Here is a 4,533-nt window from a genome sequence, read left to right as displayed (position 1 = left end):
GAAATGGGGCGAAAGTCTGTGGACTCTGTGTAAGACAGTACATGGTTTTTTAACTGTGGTATGCGACGGTGGTGGAAGCAGAAACTTAAATCGTGAGGTTTAGGAATCGCCGCACTTTTAGGGCGGCGAGGATGTCAAGAATTTCTCCTTAATTTTTCTGCGATCACTGCCATTTTATGGCAAATTTAAGGAGAGCAAACTTAATATAGAATTAAGATTCACTAAAGTCTTTTTGAGGTATGGACAATGTTTCTTCGCCTAGTTTGTGCGTTTTTTTTGCCGCCCTTAGCCGTATTTTTAACCACGGGACTGAGTTTAGCCTTTGTTATTAACATTATCTTAACTTTAATTGGTTATGTACCTGGCATTATCCACGCTTTCTGGATTGTCTCCAAAGAAGCGGAGAATTCCTAGTTAGGGTCTGCTGAAAAAGTTTTTCGTGGGGGCAAGCTGTGGGGTGTCGGCCGTGGTATTTTACCCATTTTCAGGGAAAAAGTGTCTAAATTTTCCCCCCGATCACTCCAATGGTCAGCACTTTTTGATGTCAAAAAAGTCTAAAAGTCTTACCCAACAAGGTTTTTAGATTTATTCAGCCAAACCTATCTAGATGCTTAAAGACCGATTGAGGATAAAATACCTAGTTTCAAGAGACAAGAGCTTATTTCATAGCAAGGAGAGAGTGAAAAGGCTCTCTCCTTAATTATTGCTATTCGTCGTCGTCGCTGGCGCCAACTTGCTTGAGATGAATATGTTTTCTCCCCAAAGTAATTTCAAATTCATCTCCCGGTTTGAGTCCCATTTTTTTGGTGTAGGCCGAACCGATCAGGAGATTATTATTTGATTGGACACTGATCCGGTAGCTGGCCGAGCGCCCACCTCGTCCATGACCATTGGCACTGCTATCTAAGTCAATTCCCTCAGCATCGATTAAAGCATTGAGAAATTTCATCATATTAACGCGTTCGATACCATTTTTTGTCATGGTATAGTAGCCGCATTCCCGGGCTTTTTCCTCTTTGCTGAGGTTGCCTAGCTGTTTAACTTTCTCAATTAGTTCGAGGCCAGTCAGGGGTTCTGGATTGGTAGTTGTGTTCATTTAAGTTCGCAGTAGATAAGTAACGGTTAGGGTCATCAAGGCTAGTCGAGGAGAATTGCTCCCCCTGACCAGAAACAATCGGGTTACGATTGATCTCTACACTTATCTTACACGGTATAAACTAAAAATTATCACTTGCTTGGGGAAATTGATTGTAATGGATTAGACTCTATCTCTCGATCGAAATCTTAAGAGAATTTATCAATGTTGATCGAGATGCCGGGGTAAGGGAGGTTGGCCTTTCTCTCATCAATGAGAGCCGGGGTAGGATAGAGATCAAGAGGTAAAAATGAGGGATAATGAAGCTAACAACTAGGGGTCACTATAGTGTTAAAGCCTTGCTGGATCTTAGTTTACAACCGAGGGGGACTCCCGTATCGGTAAAATCGATCGCCCTGCGTCAAGATATCCCGGCTGCTTATCTAGAGAAATTGCTGATAGAAATGCGACGAGCGGGGTTAGTTCGTTCCTTTCGGGGATCGCAAGGGGGTTATCAGTTGGCTAGGCCAGCAAATCGTATCTCGTTGGGGCAAATTTTGGAGGCAGTGGGAGAGACAATCGAGCCATTATCAGGTTATCATCCCAGGGACGAACAGGCAGAAGATTGGGTGACATTTACTATCTGGAAACACCTCCACGAGAAATTAAAAGAGGCCCTAGGGAAGATTACCTTAGCCGATTTATACTACGATGCCCGTAGCTGGATCGCCGCTAGGGGAGAGGAAACCAGCTTTATCGTTTAGTAGTTTAGAGGTTATGACAGGAACAACTCAAGCAAAGATTTATGGGGGAGGTTGTCACTGTGGAGCGATCCGTTTTCAAGTGGCGATCGAGCATGATCAAGCTCTAGACTGTAATTGTTCGATTTGTCAGAAAAAAGGCTTTTTGCATCTGATTGTTCCCTCAGCACAATTTACCCTCCTAAGCGGTGAAGATTTCTTAAGTACCTATACATTTAATACCCACACAGCCCAACATTATTTTTGTCGTGTTTGTGGTATTCATCCTTTCTATCGTCCCCGCTCCCATCCTGACGCTATAGATATAAACCTGCGCTGTTTGGATGGCAATGTCTTGGAAGATTTTCAGATCCAGTTCTTTGATGGAGCTAACTGGGAAGACAATATTGAGAAAATTCGGGATATCGATGGTAAAAGGGAGTAATTGTGAAGGAAACGGCAACGGCGATCATTTTAGTATTAGGGGCGGTTTTAGATTATCTGGTGGGCGATCCTTGGGGATGGATTCATCCAGTGCAGGTGATGGGGGCGATTATTGCTGTTGCCAGCAAAGTTATTCTTAATTGGACGCAGGAAAAAATTCGGCAACGTTTAGCGGGCATAATTCTGGGACTAGGTTTAATTATCTTGGCTGGGGTCTTAACTTGGCTAGGAATCCAATGGTTAGGTCAGGTCAATTTGCTGCTGAGTTGCCTAGTACAAGTGATTCTCTTGGCTAGTTGTTTAGCCGGTAGAAGTTTACGCAGGGCTGCCGAAACAGTCATCGCACCTTTACAAGCGGAAAATATCACCTTAGCTCGTTGCCAACTAAGTTTATACGTTGGTCGCGACACAGATAATCTCGGACGGGAAGACATCCTTCGCGCCCTATTAGAAACTGTCAGTGAAAATGCTGTGGATGGAGTTACTGCGCCGCTTTTTTATGCCCTTCTCGGTGCTTTTCTGGGGGTGGGACCAGTTCCCCTCGCTTGCGCTTATAAAGCCGCTAGTACCCTCGATTCGATGATTGGCTATCGTCGGCCGCCCTACACCCATATTGGCTGGTTTAGTGCTAAAAGCGAGGATGTTTTGACATGGCTACCCTGTCGTTTAACGGTCTTAACTCTCGCCCTAATTTCGGGCCGGCCGGGGCGGGTTTTAAGCATTTGTTGGCGCGATGCCCGTCGGGATCCTAGTCCTAATTCCGGTTGGAGTGAATGCGTCTATGGGGCGATTTTGGGGGTGCAATTGGGGGGGGAAAATCAATACCGGGGCCAGATTGTGGAAAAACCTTTATTGGGGGATAACCTCAACCCGATTACCGTCAAAACCGTCGAACAGGCTTTGAATTTAACTCGTACTTGTGTATTACTTTGGTTGGCGATCGCTGTTAGCTGCTTAGTTGCTAGAGATTTTGCTCAATTTTAGCGACCAGAGGCGACGGCGTTGACGGGATTGACGCTGCCAGTAACGGATAATTAGGGAGAAGGTCAAGAATAGGGATTGCAGTATCTGTATCTGTCCGCAGAGACGTTGATAGTTTTGTCGGAGATGATAGGTTTTCGCCCCAGCGATGACAATATATTCTGGAGCGGGGTAAAAAATGTGGTGTAAACGTCGTTCCACCCGGTTTAAAATTTTGGTCACTCGCCCTAAAATCCGCCGCAATTGCCACAATTTCCAGACTAGAAAGCAATTAAATAAAGTTAAGCCTAGATTGAAGCCGAGGACAAAAAAGAACATGATCGAGGCAATGGTCGAGTTATGCCAATTTTAGCCTAGATTCCCCACTTCAAAGTGTAGGGGAGAGAAATCTAATACTAAATCCGTTGAGTAACGCACAGAAAACGGGTTTCTCGGAGAAACCCGTTTTCTACTCATGCAAAAGGCAAAGATTTAGCGTCCGAGGGCGTGTAATCCGTTAATAATTTCGGCACAGCGCTCGGTAACTGTCTGTAAAGCTTCTCTTTTGCTAGAAATCGGTGGCGGCAGCACTTCCCCGATGCGAATAGTTAAGGGGATACTATGGGGAAAAGAAGAACCTTTTTGAAAAATCTTTTCTGTCCCCCACAAACTGACGGGTAACAGGGGAACTCCCGCTTTAGCGGCAATCATCGCCGCGCCTAGTTTTGGTTGATGGATCAATCCGTCCTCGGTGCGGGTTCCCTCCAGAAACACTCCTACTGCCCAGCCCGCTGCTAAGGCTGCCATCGCCGCCCGAATTGCCCCGCGATCACCACTGCTGCGTTTGACGGGATAGGCCCCGTAAAGAGCGATCGCCTGTTTTAAAATCGGGATGGTAAATAATTCTTCTTTAGCCATATAAGCTACGGGACGACGCACGGCACAGGATAATAGAGGTGGATCGAAGTAACTGGCGTGATTGCAGACGATAATCAGAGGATGACGCCGGGGGACATTTTCCACTCCGTAAATGCGGCCGCGGAAATAGCCGTGTAGGGTTGGGCTAACGATCGACCATTTAAAGAGATGATATAAAACTAAACTGGCAAAAGGTTCTCGCTCTTGAGGCTGGTTCATCGGAAATTTTGGGTCTGAAACCCCGCCGTTCTACGGCGGCTTTACGTTAGAATTAAAAGGCCAGTCTCGAAAACCAAGTGGACGGCGCAGCACCTGGAAAACTCGGCTTAGGGGGTTCCGACCAGAAAAGCTTGGCCGGGTAAAAAGTCGCGCGCAACAAGTACAAGAAGCTATAGG

7 protein-coding genes are annotated in these 4,533 nt (G+C 46.0%); 4 read left to right on the top strand and 3 right to left on the bottom strand.

Annotated features, from left to right (window positions below):
- The first annotated feature begins 246 nt into the window (after positions 1–246).
- The gene (locus IM515_RS17060) at positions 247–414 is read left to right on the top strand and encodes a YqaE/Pmp3 family membrane protein (protein ID WP_002757335.1); all 168 of its coding nucleotides are present in this window, start codon (positions 247–249) and stop codon (positions 412–414) included.
- A 292-nt stretch (positions 415–706) separates the two neighbouring features.
- On the opposite strand, the gene IM515_RS17055 is transcribed toward IM515_RS17060, so the two are convergent.
- Positions 707–1,096 (bottom strand): AbrB family transcriptional regulator, encoded by a 390-nt coding sequence (locus IM515_RS17055; protein ID WP_002737568.1) that lies wholly within the window; start codon positions 1,094–1,096, stop codon positions 707–709.
- 299 nt (positions 1,097–1,395) lie between these two features.
- On the opposite strand from IM515_RS17055, the gene IM515_RS17050 reads away from it, so the two are divergent.
- From IM515_RS17050 to cbiB, 3 genes are read left to right on the top strand one after another with little or no spacing between them, the layout of a single operon-like run.
- Complete coding sequence (locus IM515_RS17050; RefSeq protein WP_002738021.1) at positions 1,396–1,839, top strand: Rrf2 family transcriptional regulator; 444 nt, start codon at positions 1,396–1,398, stop codon at positions 1,837–1,839.
- The gene (locus tag IM515_RS17045) at positions 1,787–2,260 is read left to right on the top strand and encodes a GFA family protein (RefSeq protein WP_287629446.1); all 474 of its coding nucleotides are present in this window, start codon (positions 1,787–1,789) and stop codon (positions 2,258–2,260) included. The genes IM515_RS17050 and IM515_RS17045 overlap by 53 nt, the downstream gene beginning before the upstream one ends.
- A gap of 2 nt (positions 2,261–2,262) precedes the next feature.
- A complete protein-coding gene (gene cbiB, locus IM515_RS17040) occupies positions 2,263–3,243 on the top strand; it encodes an adenosylcobinamide-phosphate synthase CbiB (protein ID WP_287629445.1) in 981 nt (326 codons plus the stop codon).
- On the opposite strand, the gene IM515_RS17035 is transcribed toward cbiB, so the two are convergent.
- Together IM515_RS17035 and IM515_RS17030 are read right to left on the bottom strand one after the other, a co-directional pair.
- The gene (locus IM515_RS17035) at positions 3,214–3,462 is read right to left on the bottom strand and encodes a hypothetical protein (protein WP_223210334.1); all 249 of its coding nucleotides are present in this window, start codon (positions 3,460–3,462) and stop codon (positions 3,214–3,216) included. The two genes, cbiB and IM515_RS17035, sit on opposite strands and share 30 nt — an antisense overlap.
- A gap of 249 nt (positions 3,463–3,711) precedes the next feature.
- A complete protein-coding gene (locus IM515_RS17030) occupies positions 3,712–4,356 on the bottom strand; it encodes a lysophospholipid acyltransferase family protein (RefSeq protein WP_004161567.1) in 645 nt (214 codons plus the stop codon).
- Between the last annotated feature and the right edge of the window lie 177 nt (positions 4,357–4,533).

Source organism: Microcystis sp. M44BS1, from assembly GCF_020244875.1.
Taxonomy (GTDB): domain Bacteria; phylum Cyanobacteriota; class Cyanobacteriia; order Cyanobacteriales; family Microcystaceae; genus Microcystis; species Microcystis panniformis.
Note: the sequence above shows the minus strand (reverse complement) of the source record. Positions and strands in the feature narration are given on the sequence as shown.

What these genes read in the sequence shown, in the direction of transcription:
- IM515_RS17045 (WP_287629446.1), top strand. Translation starts at nt 1,787, where the DNA reads ATGCCCGTAGCTGGATCGCCGCTAGGGGAGAGGAAACCAGCTTTATCG.
- IM515_RS17050 (WP_002738021.1), top strand. Translation starts at nt 1,396, where the DNA reads ATGAAGCTAACAACTAGGGGTCACTATAGTGTTAAAGCCTTGCTGGAT.
- IM515_RS17055 (WP_002737568.1), bottom strand. Translation starts at nt 1,096, where the DNA reads ATGAACACAACTACCAATCCAGAACCCCTGACTGGCCTCGAACTAATT.
- IM515_RS17060 (WP_002757335.1), top strand. Translation starts at nt 247, where the DNA reads ATGTTTCTTCGCCTAGTTTGTGCGTTTTTTTTGCCGCCCTTAGCCGTA.
- IM515_RS17030 (WP_004161567.1), bottom strand. Translation starts at nt 4,356, where the DNA reads ATGAACCAGCCTCAAGAGCGAGAACCTTTTGCCAGTTTAGTTTTATAT.